Source organism: Bradyrhizobium sp. C-145, assembly GCF_023375135.1.
Taxonomy (GTDB): Bacteria; Pseudomonadota; Alphaproteobacteria; order Rhizobiales; family Xanthobacteraceae; genus Bradyrhizobium; species Bradyrhizobium zhanjiangense.
This window is the reverse complement of the sequence record NZ_CP088150.1, coordinates 771,090-785,465: the sequence shown is the minus strand read 5'-3', so window position 1 is coordinate 785,465 and position 14,376 is coordinate 771,090. Positions and strand designations below refer to the sequence as shown.

Annotated in this window: 13 protein-coding genes; 7 read left to right on the top strand and 6 right to left on the bottom strand. The window is 64.6% G+C overall.

Annotated elements, in window-relative coordinates; genetic code table 11:
* Window positions 1-6 precede the first annotated feature (6 nt).
* The 5 genes from LRP30_RS03630 to LRP30_RS03610 all read left to right on the top strand — a co-directional run bounded on the left by LRP30_RS03630 (window position 7) and on the right by LRP30_RS03610 (window position 6,525).
* Entirely contained in the window at window positions 7-1,803 is a 1,797-nt protein-coding gene (locus LRP30_RS03630; RefSeq protein ID WP_249759392.1) for a glucan ABC transporter ATP-binding protein/ permease, read from the top strand.
* A gap of 189 nt (window positions 1,804-1,992) precedes the next feature.
* Complete coding sequence (locus LRP30_RS03625; protein ID WP_249759391.1) at window positions 1,993-3,486, top strand: D-alanyl-D-alanine carboxypeptidase family protein; 1,494 nt, start codon at window positions 1,993-1,995, stop codon at window positions 3,484-3,486.
* Between the two features lie 189 nt (window positions 3,487-3,675).
* A complete protein-coding gene (locus LRP30_RS03620) occupies window positions 3,676-5,361 on the top strand; it encodes a long-chain fatty acid--CoA ligase (protein ID WP_128931156.1) in 1,686 nt (561 codons plus the stop codon).
* Between the two features lie 15 nt (window positions 5,362-5,376).
* Window positions 5,377-5,931: a DUF924 family protein gene (locus LRP30_RS03615; protein ID WP_249759390.1), complete on the top strand. Its 555-nt coding sequence runs from the start codon at window positions 5,377-5,379 to the stop codon at window positions 5,929-5,931.
* A 108-nt stretch (window positions 5,932-6,039) separates the two neighbouring features.
* A complete protein-coding gene (locus LRP30_RS03610) occupies window positions 6,040-6,525 on the top strand; it encodes a peroxiredoxin (RefSeq protein WP_091895200.1) in 486 nt (161 codons plus the stop codon).
* Window positions 6,526-6,700: 175 nt separating this feature from the next.
* Here the strand turns inward: LRP30_RS03610 and rnhA are convergent, their stop codons facing one another.
* From rnhA to ispH, 3 genes are read right to left on the bottom strand one after another with little or no spacing between them, the layout of a single operon-like run.
* The gene (rnhA, locus tag LRP30_RS03605; RefSeq protein ID WP_128931154.1) at window positions 6,701-7,165 is read right to left on the bottom strand and encodes a ribonuclease HI; all 465 of its coding nucleotides are present in this window, start codon (window positions 7,163-7,165) and stop codon (window positions 6,701-6,703) included.
* Entirely contained in the window at window positions 7,162-8,145 is a 984-nt protein-coding gene (locus tag LRP30_RS03600; protein ID WP_249759389.1) for a homoserine kinase, read from the bottom strand. Before LRP30_RS03600 ends, rnhA begins: the two co-directional genes overlap by 4 nt.
* Window positions 8,146-8,151: 6 nt before the next feature.
* Window positions 8,152-9,120: a 4-hydroxy-3-methylbut-2-enyl diphosphate reductase gene (ispH, locus tag LRP30_RS03595; protein ID WP_249759388.1), complete on the bottom strand. Its 969-nt coding sequence runs from the start codon at window positions 9,118-9,120 to the stop codon at window positions 8,152-8,154.
* Window positions 9,121-9,384: 264 nt separating this feature from the next.
* Here ispH and LRP30_RS03590 point away from each other — a divergent pair, with 264 nt between their 5' ends.
* Together LRP30_RS03590 and LRP30_RS03585 are read left to right on the top strand one after the other, a co-directional pair.
* On the top strand, window positions 9,385-10,080 hold the full coding sequence (locus tag LRP30_RS03590; RefSeq protein ID WP_164935139.1) for a cell cycle transcriptional regulator TrcR: 696 nt from the start codon (window positions 9,385-9,387) through the stop codon (window positions 10,078-10,080).
* Between the two features lie 139 nt (window positions 10,081-10,219).
* The gene (locus tag LRP30_RS03585; protein WP_091895111.1) at window positions 10,220-10,402 is read left to right on the top strand and encodes a hypothetical protein; all 183 of its coding nucleotides are present in this window, start codon (window positions 10,220-10,222) and stop codon (window positions 10,400-10,402) included.
* Window positions 10,403-10,549: 147 nt separating this feature from the next.
* Here LRP30_RS03585 and LRP30_RS03580 read toward each other — a convergent pair whose 3' ends face one another.
* The 3 genes from LRP30_RS03580 to LRP30_RS03570 all read right to left on the bottom strand — a co-directional run bounded on the left by LRP30_RS03580 (window position 10,550) and on the right by LRP30_RS03570 (window position 13,959).
* Window positions 10,550-11,296: an OmpW family outer membrane protein gene (locus LRP30_RS03580; RefSeq protein ID WP_249759387.1), complete on the bottom strand. Its 747-nt coding sequence runs from the start codon at window positions 11,294-11,296 to the stop codon at window positions 10,550-10,552.
* 188 nt (window positions 11,297-11,484) lie between these two features.
* Window positions 11,485-11,754, bottom strand: coding sequence for a hypothetical protein (locus LRP30_RS03575; RefSeq protein WP_128931151.1), 270 nt, complete (start codon window positions 11,752-11,754; stop codon window positions 11,485-11,487).
* A gap of 294 nt (window positions 11,755-12,048) precedes the next feature.
* The gene (locus LRP30_RS03570) at window positions 12,049-13,959 is read right to left on the bottom strand and encodes a propionyl-CoA synthetase (protein ID WP_249759386.1); all 1,911 of its coding nucleotides are present in this window, start codon (window positions 13,957-13,959) and stop codon (window positions 12,049-12,051) included.
* Window positions 13,960-14,376: the final 417 nt, after the last annotated feature.

Genomic DNA, 14,376 nt, shown 5'->3' with positions numbered 1-14,376 from the left:
GCCCGCATGTCCATCCTCCGTCTCTACACCCGCGTTCTCGAACTGCTCGGCAAGGAGGCGCGGCTGGGCTGGCTGCTCGCGGTCGCCAATCTGCTGCTGGCAGGCTCACAATTCGCCGAGCCCGTGCTGTTCGGCCGGATCGTCGACGTGCTCTCGGGCAAGACCGTAGCCGGCTCGAACTCGGCCTGGCCGTTCCTGGCCACCTGGGTCGCCTTCGGACTGTTCACCATCGCATGCAGCGCGCTCGTGGCCTTGCAGGCCGATCGGCTCTCGCACCGCCAGCGCCAGGCGGTGCTGACCGATTATTTCGAGCACATCCTGCAACTGCCGCTGACCTTCCACTCCGGCACCCATTCGGGCCGGCTGATGAAGGTGATGCTCAACGGCACCGACGCACTATGGCGGCTATGGCTCGGCTTCTTCCGCGAGCATTTTGCCGCGATCCTCTCGGTCGTGGTGCTGCTGCCGCTGTCGCTCTACCTCAACTGGCGGCTCGCGATCCTGCTGTTCGTGCTCTGCATCGTCTTCACCGCGCTGACGACCTTCGTGGTGCGCAAGACCTTCGGCATGCAGATGGAGGTCGAGGAGCACTACAGCGAGCTCTCTGCGCGCGCCTCCGATGCGCTCGGCAACGTCGCGCTGGTGCAGAGCTTCGTCCGCGTCGAATCCGAGGTCAAAGGGCTGCGCTCAGTCGCCGACGAGCTGCTGGCCGCGCAGATGCCGGTGCTGTCATGGTGGGCGCTCGTCACCGTCATCACGCGCGCCTCGACCACCATCACCGTGCTCACGATCTTCACCGTCGGTATCGCGCTGCACGACCAGGGGCTGACATCCGTCGGCGAGATCGTGATGTTCGTGAGCTTCGCGACGATGCTGATTCAGAGGCTCGAGCAGGTCGTGAGCTTCATCAACAACGTGTTCATGGAAGCGCCGCGGCTGCGCGAGTTCTTCAACGTGCTCGACGCCGTGCCCGCGGTGCACGACAGGCCCGACGCGATCGATGCCGGCAGATTGTCCGGCCTCGTCGAGTTCCACGACGTTACCTTCTCCTATGACGGCAAGCGCCCTGCGGTCGAGGACCTCTCGTTCACGGCGCTGCCCGGCCAGACCATCGCGCTGGTCGGTCCGACCGGCGCCGGCAAGTCGACCGCGATCGCGCTTTTGCACCGCGCCTTCGACCCGCAGTCCGGCTTCATCAAGATCGACGGCATGGACGTGCGTGGGATCACGCTGACGTCGCTGCGGCGGAACATCGGCGTGGTGTTCCAGGAGGCGCTGCTGTTCAACCGCTCGATCGCGGAGAATCTGCAGGTCGGCAAGCCGGATGCGACCGAGGACGAGATGCGCAAGGCGGCCGCGCGCGCGCAGGCGCTCGAGTTCATCGAGCGCAGCGGGGGCTTCGAGACCAACGCCGGCGAACGCGGCCGCATGCTCTCCGGCGGCGAGCGGCAGCGGCTGTCGATCGCCCGCGCGCTGCTGAAGGATCCGCCGATCCTGATCCTGGACGAGGCGACCAGCGCGCTCGACGCCGTCACCGAGGCCAAGGTGAATGCCGCTCTCGACGAAGTGATGAAGGGCAGGACCACGTTCGTGATCGCGCACCGCCTCTCCACCATCCGCAACGCCACGCGGATCCTGGTCTTCGAGAACGGCCAGGTGACCGAAAGCGGAACTTTCGATGAACTCGTGGCCAAAGGCGGCCATTTCGCCGAGCTCGCCAGGGCCCAGTTCATGGTCCAGGAAAACGCACGGGCCAGCGTGACGGCAGCCGAGACTGCCGCGACTCCGGTCAAATCCCAGTAGCAAGTCCCCATAGGCCCGTCGAAATTCGGCCTATTTCATTGCGGAATACCGCACCGATCCCCCTATTCTCGACGCATCAGCCGGTATAGGTTTGCGACGCCGCAAGCGGCGGCGCTGGATTTCAAAACCGACCATCAGATCACGAGAACCGCAGGGAATCGGCGGGTCTCCAAGGACCGGAATCGGATAGTGCACGCCCCTCGCCCGCTGCTTCGCAAATCGCTGTTCAACCTGTTCGCTGCGGGCCTCGCATGCGCCGCATTGCTCGCGCCGGGCGCAGCGCGCGCCGAAGCGCTGCTGCTGATCGAAGCCGACAGCGGCAAGGTGTTGCAGGCCGATAACGCGACCATTCCCTGGTACCCCGCCTCCGTCACCAAGATCATGACCGCCTATGTGACGCTGAAGGCGGTCAAGGACGGCAGGCTCACGCTCGACACGCTGCTCACGGTGTCGCCGACGGCAGCCTCGCAGTCGCCATCGAAGATGGGCTTCCGTCCGGGAACGCAGCTCACCGTCGACAACGCGCTGAAGATGATGATGGTCAAGTCGGCGAACGACATGGCCGTGGTGCTTGCCGAAGGCGTTGGCGGCTCGATCGACGGCTTCTCCGCGATGATGAACGACACCGCGAAGAAGCTCGGCATGACGCAGACGAGCTACGTCAATCCCAACGGCCTGCCCGCCGACGGCCAGATCACGTCCGCGCGCGATCTCGGAATCCTGGCGCGCGCGTTCCTGCGCGACCTGCCGGAATACGAGTACTTCGTGCACATCCCGGCGATCCGCTTCGGCAAGCGCATCACCGGCAATTTCAACAAGCTGATCGGCCGCTATCCCGGCGCCGACGGCTTCAAGACCGGCTTCATCTGCGCCTCCGGCTACAATCTCGTGGCATCGGCCACGCGCAACGGCCGCCGGCTGATCGCGGTGGTGCTGGGCGCCAATTCCGGCACCGCGCGCGCGGTGAAGGCGGCGCAGCTGCTCGAGCGCGGCTTCAGCCAGGACAATCTGACATGGCTGCGACCCTCGCTCGGCACCGTCGACAATCTCGTGCCGGTCGACGCCTCGCCGCCGAATTTGCGCGACGAGATGTGCGGGCCCAACCGCAAGCGTCCGGCCAGCGACGATGACGATGCGCTGATCGCGGCCAATGGCAGCACGACCGGATCGGCCTCGGCCACCGGCGGCGAAGCCCAGGTCACCTTCTTCACGGCCGGCCTGCAGCCGCCGCTGATGAAGGCCTCCGAGCTGATGGCCTCTGCTCCGGCCGCTGCCGAGCCCGTGCTGGTCTATACCGGCCCGACCCGCACCGGCCCGGCCCTGATCGCGGCGGTCGCGGCCGATGCCGACCAACAGACGGTGGCAAAGCCGCGTGGCAAGAAGTCGCGCGTCGCCAAGAAGCCTGACGCCGCCGACAAGCCGAAGGACGGGAATAAGGACGCGGGCAAGGAATCCAAGACGGCGGCAGCGAAGCCGGCTGCCAAGCCTGACGCCAAGACCGACACCAAGAGCGATACCAAGACCGCAGCCAAGCCGGCCGGGACCAAGCATGCCGCGGCCAAGCACGATGCGGCGGCAAAACCCGCCGAGAAACCGGCGGCAACCGGCGATCAGGCTCCCAAGCCCGCCAAGCCCAAGGCCGCGACCAAGCCCGCCGCCACCAAGCCGGCCAACAACAGTTAACGGCCCCTCAGGCTGGACCGCGCCCGCACTTCGCACCTGCGGCAGCGCGGTCTGTGATGATTCCAGTAGCTACTCCCGGACCTTTGCCCTAAGCCTCGACGGCTTGCCACCCGTTCCAGCAGGCTCGATACTGGCGGCAATGAGGCAAGCCCGAGACACAACGGGCTCAGTTAGATGAGGGGAGTTTCCATGGAGCGCATCTGGCTCAAGCAATATCCGCCCGGCGTGCCCGCCGATATCGAGCCGACGCAATACGCCTCGCTGGTCGACCTGCTGGAGGAGAGCTTCACCAAGTTCGCCGACCGCAAGGCGTTCATTTGCATGGACAAGTCGATCAGCTATCGCGACCTCGACCAGATGTCGGTCGCGCTTGCCGCCTATTTGCAGGGCCGCGGGCTGCAGCGCGGCGCTCGTGTCGCCATCATGATGCCTAACGTGCTGCAATATCCGGTCGCGACCGCTGCCGTGCTGCGCGCCGGTTTCGCGGTGGTCAACGTCAATCCGCTCTATACCCCGCGCGAGCTCGAACACCAGCTCAAGGATTCCGGCGCCGAGGCCATCATCGTGCTGGAGAATTTCGCCCACACGGTCGAGCAGGTGATAGCGAAGACGCCGGTGAAGCACGTCATCGTCGCCAGCATGGGCGACCTGCTCGGCTTCAAGGGCGTGATCGTCAATCTCGTCGTCCGTCGCGTCAAGAAGATGGTACCGGCATGGTCGCTGCCGGGCGCGGTGCCGTTCAACGACGCGCTCTCCGCCGGCCGCGGCATGACCTTCAACAAGCCAAAGCTCTCGCCGGGCGACGTCGCCTTCCTGCAATATACCGGCGGCACCACCGGCGTCTCCAAGGGCGCCACCCTGCTCCACCGCAACATCGTCGCTAACGTCTTGCAGAACGACGCCTGGCTCCAGCCGGCGCTCGCCGCGCCGCCGCATGTCGATCAGCTCATGATCGTCTGTGCGCTGCCGCTCTATCACATCTTCGCGCTGACGGCCTGCTACCTGCTCGCGGTGCGCGCCGGCGGCTGCAATCTCTTGATCCCCAATCCGCGCGACATCGCCGGCTTCGTCAAGGAGCTGGCGAAATACCAGGTCAACAGCTTCCCCGCCGTGAACACGCTCTACAACGGCCTGATGCATCATCCCGACTTCAAGAAGCTCGACTTCTCCAAGCTGAAGATCTCGAACGGCGGCGGCATGGCGGTGCAGCGCTCCGTGGCCGATCAATGGAAAGCGATCACCGGCTGCTTCATCGCCGAAGGTTACGGCCTGTCGGAGACCTCGCCGACGCTGACCTGCAATCCCGCGACGGCAACGGAGTTCACGGGTACGATCGGCATCCCCGTGCCTTCGACCTGGATCTCGATCCGCGACGACGACGGCAACGAGGTGCCGCTCGGCCAGGCGGGCGAGATCTGCGCCAAGGGCCCGCAGGTCATGTCCGGCTACTGGAACAGGCCGGAGGAGACCGCGAAGGTGATGACCGCTGACGGATATTTCCGCACCGGCGACATCGGCGTGATGGACGAGAAGGGCTACACCAAGATCGTCGACCGCAAGAAGGACATGATCCTGGTCTCGGGCTTCAACGTTTATCCCAACGAGATCGAGGAAGTGATCGCGAGCCATCCGGGCGTGCTCGAATGCGCCGTGATCGGCATCCCCGATTCCAAATCGGGCGAGGCGGTGAAGGCCTTCGTGGTCAAGAAGGACCCCAACCTCACGGCGGAAGCCGTGATCAAGTTCTGCCAGGAGCAGCTCACCGGCTACAAGGTGCCCAAGCACATCGAATTCCGCAACGACCTGCCGAAGACCAATGTCGGCAAGATCCTGCGCCGGCAGCTTCGCGACGAGAAGAAGGCGGCGGCGGCGTAAGGCCGCTTTCCATTCATGCTGGAAGTCGGCGACATCACGCCATCGGACATTCTCGCCTTCTGGCGCGAGGCCGGCCGCGAGTGCTGGTACAAGCGCGACGACGCTTTCGACGCAGAGGTCAGGCGCCGCTTTCTCGCCCTGTGGCAGAAGGCGGCCGCCGGCGAGCTTGCATCATGGGAGATGAGCGACGACGGCGCGCTCGCGCTCGTCATCGTGCTCGATCAGTTCCCCCGCAACATGTTCCGCGACACGCCGGAGGCTTTTGCCAGCGACGCGCAGGCGCGCGATGTTGCCCGCCGCGCCATCGAAAGAGGCATAGATCGCAGGATCGATCCCATCCTGCTCGAATTCCTCTATCTGCCCTTCATGCATTCCGAGCACCTGGCTGACCAGCTGCATTGCGTTGCGCTGTTTCAAAACACCGACAATGCCGTGAACCTGAAATATGCCCGCGAGCACGCCAACATCATCCAGCGGTTCGGCCGCTTTCCCCACCGCAATCGCCTGCTCGGCCGTGACACGACTGAGGAAGAGCAGGCCTTCCTCGACGGCGGCGGTTTTACGGGCTGATGACATCACGGTGAACAGCCGCTGCCTTCGCCGCTTCCGCCGCCGGCAATATTGTGCAGGCCGGCGCCACGGTCTAAAAAGCGGGATCGATATTCAGGGAGACTGATGATGGCGATCCAGACTGGCGACAAGCTGCCCGAGGCGAAATTCCGCGTGATGACGGCGGAAGGTCCGCAGGTGAAGACCACCGACGATATCTTCAAGGGCAAGAAGGTGGCGCTGTTCGCGGTGCCCGGCGCCTATACCGGCACCTGCCACAAGATGCATCTGCCGAGCATCTTCCTCAACGCCTACGCCATGAAGGACAAGGGCGTCGACACCATCGCCATCGTCTCCGTCAACGACGCCTTCGTCATGAACGCCTGGAAGCGCGACACCGACCAGCGCGACGAGGCCATCTTCCTCGCCGACGGCAATGCCGATTTCACCAAGGCGATCGGCATGGAGCTGGACGCCTCCGCCAACGGCCTCGGCATCCGCTCCAAGCGCTATTCGATGCTGGTCGAGGACGGCGTGGTCAAGAAGCTGAACCTCGAGGCGATGCCCGGCAAGGTCGAGGTCTCCGGCGGCGATACGCTGCTGGGGCAGCTGTAAGGCACGACACTCTCGCGCCACTTGCACAACTGTCATCGCCCGCGAAGGCGGGCGATCCAGTACGCCGAGGCTTCTCGGCTCAATCACAGCCGTATCTGGAATACTGGATCGCCCGGTCGGTCAAGCCGGGCGATGACACCGGAGAGCTTGGCGACGTCCGAGACGACGGCGTCGTCTACTCCCTCACCCTCTGCTGCAACCGCGCCATCGCGATCCCGTCTCGCGCGAGCTGATCGGCGCGCTCGTTCTCCGGGTGCCCAGCATGGCCCTTGATCCAGTGCCAGCGGACCTCGTGCTGCTTCAGCGCGGCATCCAGGCGCTGCCATAGCTCGACATTCTTCACCGGCTTCTTGTCGGCGGTGCGCCAGCCGTTGCGCTTCCAACCGAAGATCCACCCCGTGATGCCCTGACGGACATATTGACTGTCGGTGTAGAGATCGACCGTGCACGGCTTCTTCAGCGCTTCGAGCGCGGAGATCGCCGCCATCAACTCCATCTGGTTGTTGGTGGTGTGGCGCTCGCCGCCGTTCAGCTCCTTCTCCTTGTCGCCGAACTTCAGGATCGCGCCCCAGCCGCCCGGCCCGGGATTTCCCGAGCAGGCGCCGTCGGTATAGATCGTGACATTGGGAAGCTCGCTCACGCCACCAGTCCTGAGGGCATCAGCCCATAGTCGCGAACGCTCGTCACGCTCTGATGGAAGCGCAGCTTGCGGACATATTCCAGCGGATCCTTCGGCTTCACCAGCGCGCCCGGCGGCACGTTGAGCCAGTCGACCAGCCGCGTCAGCAGGAAACGGATCGCAGCGCCGCGCGCCAGCAGCGGCAGCGCAGCCTCTTCCGCCTCGGAGAGCTTTCGTACCCGGCCATAGGCATTGAGGAAGGCGCGCGCCTTGGTGACGTTGAAGGAATGATCCGGCTCGAAGCACCAGGCGTTGAGGCAGATCGCGATGTCATAGGCCAGCATGTCGTTGCAGGCGAAGGTGAAGTCGATGATCCCCGAGAGCCGGTCGCCGAGAAAGAAGACGTTGTCGTTGAAGAGGTCGGCGTGGATCACGCCCTCCGGCAGGTCGGTCGGCCAGACCCCGCTCGAGAGATGATCGAGCTCGGCGGCGAGAAAGGCGCGCAGGCCCGGCTGCACCTCGTCGGCACGGCTTGCGGCCGCATCGAACAGCGGCCGCCAGCCCGCGACCGAGAGCGCATTGGCGCGCTTGATCGCGAAGTTGGCGCCAGCCAGGTGCATTTTCGCCAGCCCCTCGCCGACGCCGGCGCAATGGGCCACATTCGGCTTGCGCGGCCACACGCCTTCGAGAAAGGTGATGATTGCGGCGGGGCGGCCCGACAGCTCGCGCAACGCCTCGCCGTCTCTTCCCTTCACCGGCAGCGGACAATTGACGCCGTGCTCGGCGAGATGCGTCATCAGCGCGAGGAAGTAGGGCAGGTCGTTCTTCGCCACGCGTTTCTCATAGAGCGTGAGGATGAACGATCCGGTCGTCGTATGCAGCAGGAAGTTGGAGTTTTCGACGCCCTCGGCGATGCCCTTGTAGGAGAGCAATTCGCCGAGATCGTATTGCTTCAGGAAATCCGCAAGCTCGTCGGCGGCAACGTCGGTGTAGACCGCCATGCAGATTTACTCTGCGGCGGCTTCGGGGCGCACCGAGCGCGGCAGCGGGAAGAACTCGTTCTCTTCCGCGGCCGAGACCGTCTCCACATGCAGCGTGTAGCGCTCGGCGAACGCGTCCATGATCTCCTCGACGATCACTTCCGGCGCCGACGCGCCCGCAGTGATGCCGAGGCTCGTGATGTTGCCGAACTTGTCCCAATCGAGGTCGGTGGCGCGCTGCGCCAGCACCGCGATTTTGCAGCCCTCGCGCTCGGCGACCTCGCGCAGGCGCTGCGAGTTCGACGAATTCGGCGCGCCGACCACGATCAGGGCGTCCACCACCGGCGCCACCTTCTTCACCGCGAGCTGGCGGTTGGTGGTGGCGTAGCAGATGTCTTCCTTGTGCGGCCCGTTGATGTTCGGGAAGCGCTCCTTGAGCAGCGCCACGATCTCCGCGGTGTCGTCGATCGACAGTGTGGTCTGGGTCACGAAGGCGAGGTTGTCAGGGTCCTTCGGCGTGATGGTCTTGGCGTCCTCTGCGGTCTCGATCAAGGTCACGGCGCCGACCGGAAGCTGGCCGAGGGTGCCGACCACTTCGGGATGATGCGAATGGCCGATCAGGAAGATCTCGCGACCGCGCTTGAAGTGGATCGCGGCCTCGCGGTGCACCTTGGTCACCAGCGGGCAGGTCGCATCCAGCGAGAACAAATTGCGCGACTGGGCATCGGCCGGAACCGACTTCGGCACGCCATGGGCCGAGAACACCACCGGCGCGGTGGTGTTCTCAGGGATCTCGGCGAGCTCCTCGACGAAGATGGCGCCCTTCTTCTTCAACCCATCGACGACATACTTGTTGTGCACAATCTCGTGGCGAACATAGACGGGGGCGCCGTATTTATCGAGCGCCCGTTCCACGGTGTCGATCGCCCGGACCACCCCGGCGCAGAAGCCGCGGGGAGAACAAAGCACGATCTTGAGGTCTGGTTTGGCTGACATTGAGCGATCTCGGGACCGAATCACCCGTTTCGCCTTCCGGCGGGGGCGGTCGATGGATGGAATTGGGCTTAAAACAGCTGCTTGGACCTTACAGCGACTTTAAAAGGAATTGGGCCCCCTTTCGGGCGCTGTCAAGGCACTATCTATAGCAGAACCATTGCGTGGCTACCCCCTCCGGGCTTATATAGCGCGAATTCCCTGTCATCGCTGATGACCACCGGTTTCGCCTCCAGAGGGGTGGGCGAAGCACAAAGGAGATTTGCCATGAGCAACGCACCTCTGATGCCCAAGGCGACCGCCGTCTGGCTGCTCGACAACACTGCGCTGACCTTCGACCAGGTCGCCGATTTCACCAAAATGCATCCCCTCGAAGTGCGCGCGATCGCCGACGGCGACGCTGCCCAGGGCATTAAGGGTATGGATCCCCTCTCAAACGGTCAGTTGACCCGCGAGGAGATCGAGAAAGGCGAGAAGAACCCGGACTACCGGCTTCGCCTCCAGGAGAGCAAGGTGGTGCTGCCGCCCCAGCCCAAGCGCAAAGGCCCGCGCTACACCCCGGTCTCACGCCGCCACGAGCGCCCGAGCGCCATCCTCTGGCTGCTGCGCAACCATCCGGAGCTGAAGGACGCCCAGATCATGCGCCTGGTCGGCACCACCAAGAGCACGATCGCGAGCGTGCGCGACCGCACCCACTGGAACACATCGTCCCTGACCCCGATCGACCCCGTCACCCTCGGCCTCTGCTCGCAGATCGAACTCGATTTCGAGGTGCAGCGCGCCGCCAAGGAAAAGCCGATCGACGCAGCCTATGGCGGCGCCACCCTGCTGCCGGCCTCCGAGACCACCAAGAAGGACGAGTACGAGCCCGCGGAGAAGTCCAGCGACGACCTCAATGTCGACGCCGTATTCGCCAAGCTGAAGACGCTCGGCGGCAAGAAGCAGGAGGACGAGGAGGAGTAGGCTTCCTTCCTGCACCGCATCCGGTTCGAACGCGGCGGATCGATCCGCCGCGTTTTTGTTTGCGGCCGGGAACTTTCGCGACACCGCTCCCGGAACGATGCGGCTGACGTCGCATTGTTTCCAGCGCGGAGGATGAGCGATGCGGGACGAAAACCATTTTGCGTTGATGCTGGGGCGCGCTGTCCTGGCAGCGTGGGGCGACATGCCCCGGGATATCCAGGAAGCCCTGTTCGAGATTGCCCTGACGGACCGCCCTGGCGATCGCGACGATTTGGCGAAGCTGCTGCATGAGCGGCATCCGCGGACGGCGCACGCGGGATAGCCGCTTCTCACCCCTCATCTTATCGCATTCGCTGGTGAGACGATGCCAAGCACCGTCAATGTCAGGCCCCGGCGATGACGATCCCATAACAATCAAACGGAAACTACACCGCGGCGCCGGGGCCCTACCCGGCGCCGCGAAACGCCGTCAGAACTTGTAGGTGACGCCCGCGCCGACCAGCCACGGGTCGATATGCGCAGTGCCGGTGACGGGCAGGCCAGAGACGGTCGCCGAGTAGTCCGGCCGCAGCCAGAGCTTCTTCACGTCGACGTTGAGACCCCAGTGCCGGTCGAGCATGTAGTCGAAGCCGAACTGCACCGCCCCACCCCAGGCATTGCTGACGTGCAGGCTCGTGGTGGTGGCGACGATCGCGGGCGGCCCGACGATCGCGGCCGGCGTGTTGGCGGCCGAATTGTTGAAGAACACGGTGTAGTTCACACCGGCGCCGATATACGGCTTGAACGCGCCGAAATTGTCGAAGTGATATTGCAGCGTCAGCGTCGGCGGCAGCAGCGTGGTCTTGCCGATCGGCAGGTTCGCGAGCGAGCCGGTGCCGCTGATCGAATGCCTGGTCACACCGAGAATCAGCTCGGCCGCGATGTTCCTGGTGAAGAAATAGCTGATGTCGAGCTCTGGCACGACCTGGTCGCTGATCGAGAGGCCCGAATTCGGCGACGACAGCGACGGCACGCCCGCAACATTGACAGTGCTGCCGCCGGCGTCCGGCAACACGCCAAGCACGCGCAGGCGCACCATCCAGGGATTGAAGCTTTCTACCTGTGGCGGCGCCTTCTTGTAGACCGGCAGATCGGCGGCCTGCACTGAGGCAGAAGTCACCGCGAGCATCGCGCCAATCGCTGCGAGCCGTGACAAGTTTCTTATCGTTCCGTCCATCTTCATTCCCCTTCATCTCTCGCGCGTCGTTGCGCGATACGAGCGTCAGAGCAGAAAGGAGATGATGAAGGATTTGACGCCGATCAAATCAGGACAGGCCGCCTGCGATTCGGTCGCGGCGTGGCAGATGTGTCACGGGAAACGTGAATGCGGGCAAGCGGCGCGGCATGATAATTCCGCGCCAGCGTTCACGGCCGTTCCGGATGGTTCAGCATGTATTCGCCGAGATCGCGCTGACGGCGGTCGGCGCGCGCGGTGGCCGCATTGCGCTGGACGTCGCGGTCCTTGCGGCAGGCCACGTATTCCGGCGAGCCCTGCGCATAGCCGCGGCTCTGACAGACCGCGTCGTCGTCGTCGCCGCCCACCGCCACCGGCGTCTGGTAACGCGCAGAGCAGGCGGAGAGAGCTATGGCGAGAGCTAAGGCTGCAAGCAGACGCGACGTGGCGGCGAGTGGCATACGAGGTCCCCTATTGGCCGGCACTGTTTAACGCGGAATGCGGAGAATGTAAGTCCTTGGATACCGTCCCATCTCGCTGTCATTCCCCGCGACCCGGCTACGCCAAGGCTTCGCCGGGGTTGAGGTCCAGGGGGCGCCGAAGCTTTAGCGTAGGCGGCAGGCGGGGAATCCAGTACGCCGCGGCATCTCGGCTCTGGCATCGCCGCCTCTGGAATACTGGATCACCCGCTTTCGCGGGTGATGACAGCGGAAGTTTGGTGAAGCGGTACGCACTCACTGGCAGGATAGCGCGCCTCACACCCTCCCCTTCAGCGCCGCGCCGATCTCGTCGAGCACCTTGGGATCCTCGATCGTCGCCGGCATGGTCCAAGCTTCGCCGTCGGCGATCTTCTTGATGGTGCCGCGCAGGATCTTTCCGGAGCGCGTCTTGGGCAGGCGGCCGACGGTGACCGCGAGCTTGAAGGCGGCGACCGGGCCGAGCTTGTCGCGCACCAGCGCGATGATCTCCTTCTCGATCTCGGCGGGCGCACGCGTCACGCCCGCTTTCAGCACCAGGAAGCCGCAGGGCACCTCGCCCTTGATCGCGTCCTTGACGCCGAGCACCGCACATTCGGCCACATCCGGATGCGAGGCCAGGATCTCCTCCATGCCGCCGGTGGAGAGGCGATGGCCGGCGACGTTGATGATGTCGTCGGTGCGCCCCATGACGAAGACATAGCCGTCCTCGTCCTTGTAGCCGGCGTCCGAGGTTTTGTAATAGCCGGGAAATTCGCTCAAGTAGGATTCCTTGAAGCGCTCGTCCTGATTCCACAGCGTTGGCAGGCAGCCCGGCGGCATCGGCAGCTTGATGACGATCGAGCCCATGGTGTTGGGGCCGACTGGCTTTGCCGCTTCGTCGACGATGTCGACTTGGTAGCCTGGCATCGGCACCGTCGGCGAGCCGTGCTTCACCGGCAGCATGCCGAGGCCGACCGGATTGCCGGCGATGCACCAGCCGGTCTCGGTCTGCCACCAATGATCGATCACCGGCACCTTCAGCTGCTGCTCCGCCCATTCCACCGTCGGCGGATCGGCGCGCTCGCCGGCGAGGAACAGCGTGCGGAATTTCGAAAGGTCATATTGCCGGATGAATTTTCCTTCGGGATCCTCCTTGCGGATCGCGCGGAACGCGGTTGGCGCCGTGAAGAAGGCGACCGCCTTGTGCTCAGAGATCACGCGCCAGAATGCGCCGGCATCGGGCGTGCCGACCGGCTTGCCCTCATACATGATCGAGGTCGCGCCGTGGATCAGCGGCCCGTAGACGATGTAGCTGTGGCCGACCACCCAGCCGATGTCCGAGCCGCACCACCAGACCTCGCCCGGCTTGACCCCATAGAGATTGAACATCGACCAATTCACCGCGACGAGGTGACCGCCATTGTCGCGCACCACGCCCTTGGGGATGCCTGTGGTGCCTGACGTATAAAGGATGTACAGCGGATCGGTGGCCGCGACCGGCACACAAGGGGCTTTCTTGCCGTCGTTCATCGCCTTGCGGCGCAGGCTCGCCCAATCATAGTCACGGCCGGGCGTGAGGTCGCAGGTGTGCTGCGGACGTTGCAGCACGATACAGGCCTTCGGCTTCGTGCTCGCGAGCTTGATTGCCTCGTCGAGCAGCGGCTTGTACTGCACGATGCGGCCGGGCTCGATGCCGCAGCTCGCGGAGAGAATGAGTTTCGGCTGGGCGTCGTCGATGCGGGTGGCGAGCTCCTTGGCGGCAAAGCCGCCGAACACCACGGAATGCACCGCGCCGATGCGCGCGCAGGCGAGCATTGCGACCACCGCCTCCGGCACCATCGGCATATAGAGGATGACGCGTTCGCCCTTGGCGACACCAAAATCCCGCATGATCGCGGCAAGCGCCTGCACCTCGCTCAAGAGCTCGGCGTAGGTGAACTTGGTGACGCTGCCCGTCAGCGGCGAATCATGGATCAGCGCGACCTGGTCGGCGCGGCCGCGTTCGACATGGCGGTCGAGCGCATTGTAGCAGGTGTTGACCACGCCGCCGGCGAACCAGCGGCCGTAGGTTCCTTGCGTGGAATCGAAGATGGCCTTCGGCGGCTCGATCCAGTCGATCTCCTTGGCCGCCTCGGCCCAGAAGCCCTCGGGGTCCGCCAGCGAGCGCGCGTGGACCTCGTGATAGAGACTCTTGCCCTGGATGTTCATTCCCGCGCTCCCGCTCCCTTTATGGCCTGGCCCTGACCCTTGTGGCAGGATAGGCGTCCCGCCATGACCAGGATCAAGTACCGGCCTTGTTTGAGGGCTATTTTCCCGGGAACGGGCCGCGGTTCAAGCCGAAAAGGATGACGTCCTTCCCCCTCTCCCCGCTTGCGGGGAGAGGGTCGGGGTGGGGACGGCGGCAGTTGGACTCGCGGAGAGTCCCCCCTCACCCGGAATCCGCGCGTCGTGCGCATTCCGGCCTCTCCCCGCAGGAGGTAGGGCTATCGCATATGGCGTGAATAATGCTTCGGCATCGGCAGTGGGCTCCCTCTCCCGCTTGCGGGGAGGGCTGGGGTGGGGGTGCCTCCGCGTCGGGATTGTCGAGAATTGCGGAGGCGATCCCAGTGCGGTGAGAGCCCTCAC

What these genes read in the sequence shown, in the direction of transcription:
- LRP30_RS03620 (WP_128931156.1), top strand. Translation starts at nt 3,676, where the DNA reads ATGGAGCGCATCTGGCTCAAGCAATATCCGCCCGGCGTGCCCGCCGAT.
- LRP30_RS03580 (WP_249759387.1), bottom strand. Translation starts at nt 11,296, where the DNA reads ATGGACGGAACGATAAGAAACTTGTCACGGCTCGCAGCGATTGGCGCG.
- LRP30_RS03610 (WP_091895200.1), top strand. Translation starts at nt 6,040, where the DNA reads ATGGCGATCCAGACTGGCGACAAGCTGCCCGAGGCGAAATTCCGCGTG.
- LRP30_RS03570 (WP_249759386.1), bottom strand. Translation starts at nt 13,959, where the DNA reads ATGAACATCCAGGGCAAGAGTCTCTATCACGAGGTCCACGCGCGCTCG.
- LRP30_RS03590 (WP_164935139.1), top strand. Translation starts at nt 9,385, where the DNA reads ATGAGCAACGCACCTCTGATGCCCAAGGCGACCGCCGTCTGGCTGCTC.
- LRP30_RS03615 (WP_249759390.1), top strand. Translation starts at nt 5,377, where the DNA reads ATGCTGGAAGTCGGCGACATCACGCCATCGGACATTCTCGCCTTCTGG.
- ispH (WP_249759388.1), bottom strand. Translation starts at nt 9,120, where the DNA reads ATGTCAGCCAAACCAGACCTCAAGATCGTGCTTTGTTCTCCCCGCGGC.
- LRP30_RS03630 (WP_249759392.1), top strand. Translation starts at nt 7, where the DNA reads ATGTCCATCCTCCGTCTCTACACCCGCGTTCTCGAACTGCTCGGCAAG.
- LRP30_RS03575 (WP_128931151.1), bottom strand. Translation starts at nt 11,754, where the DNA reads ATGCCACTCGCCGCCACGTCGCGTCTGCTTGCAGCCTTAGCTCTCGCC.
- LRP30_RS03585 (WP_091895111.1), top strand. Translation starts at nt 10,220, where the DNA reads ATGCGGGACGAAAACCATTTTGCGTTGATGCTGGGGCGCGCTGTCCTG.
- LRP30_RS03600 (WP_249759389.1), bottom strand. Translation starts at nt 8,145, where the DNA reads ATGGCGGTCTACACCGACGTTGCCGCCGACGAGCTTGCGGATTTCCTG.